At 61.7% G+C, this 2,191-nt stretch carries 3 protein-coding genes; all 3 read right to left on the bottom strand.

The features are described 5' to 3' along the window. Positions 1-664: 664 nt before the first annotated feature. A complete protein-coding gene (fliT, locus tag RI841_RS14130; RefSeq protein WP_310706271.1) occupies positions 665-1,066 on the bottom strand; it encodes a flagellar protein FliT in 402 nt (133 codons plus the stop codon). Further along, a complete protein-coding gene (gene fliS / locus RI841_RS14125; protein ID WP_310706270.1) occupies positions 1,066-1,485 on the bottom strand; it encodes a flagellar export chaperone FliS in 420 nt (139 codons plus the stop codon). The genes fliT and fliS overlap by 1 nt, the downstream gene beginning before the upstream one ends. 155 nt (positions 1,486-1,640) lie before the next feature. Next, positions 1,641-2,191: HD domain-containing phosphohydrolase (locus tag RI841_RS14120; RefSeq protein WP_310706269.1), on the bottom strand; the 551-nt coding region annotated here is incomplete at its 5' end.

Raw genomic sequence — 2,191 nt, 5'->3', positions numbered from 1 at the left:
GAGGGGGGGGCTTGGACGTCAGGCGAGTGAGAGAGGGCAAAGGGGCGGCCGCCATTGGTGAGTAGTGGTACGGGCGGAAAGGGCGTATCGCGGATGCCAGCGCGATTCCCCGACGGGACTACGCCATGACTGGTCCCTGTGGGCGTGAACTGCAGGGTGCGCCACATCTGGGGCTCCCGCTGGAGTTGCTGGCGTGGGAGCTCCCCCTTGTACCAACGGGCAAGGTGCGACTCATAGAACAGCCCGCTATGGCGGATACTGTCTTCCAGGCGGGTTGCTACTACGGCTGGATCCGGTATCTGTGCGTGCGCCATCAGTGGCGTCGGTGTCGTCACGATGGAGGGCGGCGCGGGAAAGCGGACGAGCAGGTCGGCGATGGTTCGTGCCGAGTTGCTGAAGTGGGTCTGAGCCGAGGCTGGAGGATGGCCTTGCGGCTGTGCTGGCCGTGAGGCAACATCCGATAGGTCCCGTGAGATTCGCCCGAGCTCGGGTTGAGGGGGCGGGTTGGTTCGGGCATCAAGTCTTGAATCACTGTGCAAGGCTCTTGGAGCCTCTGCGGGGGAGGTGGGTTTGACCGGCTGATTGAGATCTTTGGCTGGCGGGGTATCGACCCGTTTGCCCAACACCTGGTGCAGCAGGGTATCCAGCAGGGGGGTTATGCCACTCACGGGGCTCTCTTGCTGAGGTGCAGATCAATCGGTGGAGTTGGTGCTTCCTCCCTGACGCCATAGGCGTCCCGAAGATTTCGTTGGCGCTGCGAAGCGCCGATCAGTTCGCCAAGCTCGTTGCGACGCTCGATCAAGCGTTCACGAATTTCGAGATCGTTTGCCAGGATCTGCTCTAGTAACCCTGCTTTGCGTGCCCGATGATCGGCATCCAAGTGGTGTTCGGCATCGAGCTTCGCCAGCTGCTCCGCCTGCATGATGTAAGTGCTTTCCTGATCGACCAGTGCCGGCCAATTGGCGTCGCGTGCCGAATCCAGCATGAGGCGCGTGCGTGACAGCAGCGCCTCATACCCCTCGAGCAGTGCCTGCTGGCTGTTCGGCTCTCTGCCATGTTCCATCATCAGCCCCTTGCCACCTCGTCGCCGATGTCTCGCCAGGCCGAGGCGGTGTCGTTCAGCAGTGTTTCTGCCTGCTCAAGGCTCTCGATATCGTTATGCAGGTTGGCCGACAGCAGGAGACGCGTCACATAATCATAGAGCGAGGCGAGTCGCTCGGCGATCTCGCCGCCACGCTCTGTATCCAGAGCGGCCAACAGGCCGTTATTGACAATATCCAGTGCCTTGGAGATCGCCTTGCCCTTCTCGGCCGAATTGCCATCCTCAAGGTGGATGCGGGCGGTGCGTATCGCGGCGAGCGCACCATCGAAGAGCATCACGATCAACTGGTGGGGGCTGGCAGACATCACGCCGCTTTCGACGCCGACCTTGGCGTAGGCACTGGCACCGCGGCCGTAGGCGGCTGCTCCTCGCATGGCACTCATGATTATCTTACTCCTTTCTGGTGCGGCACCGACTCGGTGCCAGTGTCTGAGGTACCGTCACTGCATCTAGTCTGACAAGGATCGGGACTGGTGTAACAATGAACAGCCTCTGTCAGATGAGTTATTTTCGGTTATCGGCCAGTGTGGCAGTGACTTTAGGTCGATACGGGGACTTCTTCCTGAATGCTGCCGAGGCGTTGAATGGTGCTTCCGCGGAGGATGTCGCCAAGGGCCGGCCCGGGAGGCTCAGCGGAGTCGGTCAGCTGGATCTGATCGGGGCAGCCTAGCGTATCGAGGGCTTGGATCCACGCCAGCTGACCGCTATCGAAGCGGACCAGGGAGCCGACCGGGTAGAGGCCAAATCGCTTGATGTAGCGCTTGACCCAGCGCTGGTCGAATTGTTCGGGGTGGTTCAGCAGGTGGCGGTAGATAGCGTCGATTCGCCAGGGGGAGCGGTCCGGTCGGTCGCGCCGCATGGCATCGACCACGTCCGCTACTGCAGCGGCTCGAGCCAGCTCGTGCAAGTCGTTGCCGGCGAGGCCGCGAGGGTACCCGCTGCCATCCAGGCGTTCATTGATGTTGTGTGCCACCGAGTCGAGGATATTGGAAGAGAGCCAGTGGCAGCGACCCATTCGGCCCATCAGTACATCCACATGGCTTCGCATCTGCTGGCGCTGGTGCTCATCGGGATGCCGGAGTTGCCAGA

This window comes from Halomonas sp., from assembly GCF_031581305.1.
Classification (GTDB): domain Bacteria; phylum Pseudomonadota; class Gammaproteobacteria; order Pseudomonadales; family Halomonadaceae; genus Halomonas.
The sequence above is the reverse complement of the archived record's forward strand: the minus strand, read 5'-3'. Positions and strand labels throughout refer to the sequence as shown.

What these genes read in the sequence shown, in the direction of transcription:
- fliT (WP_310706271.1), bottom strand. Translation starts at nt 1,066, where the DNA reads ATGATGGAACATGGCAGAGAGCCGAACAGCCAGCAGGCACTGCTCGAG.
- fliS (WP_310706270.1), bottom strand. Translation starts at nt 1,485, where the DNA reads ATGAGTGCCATGCGAGGAGCAGCCGCCTACGGCCGCGGTGCCAGTGCC.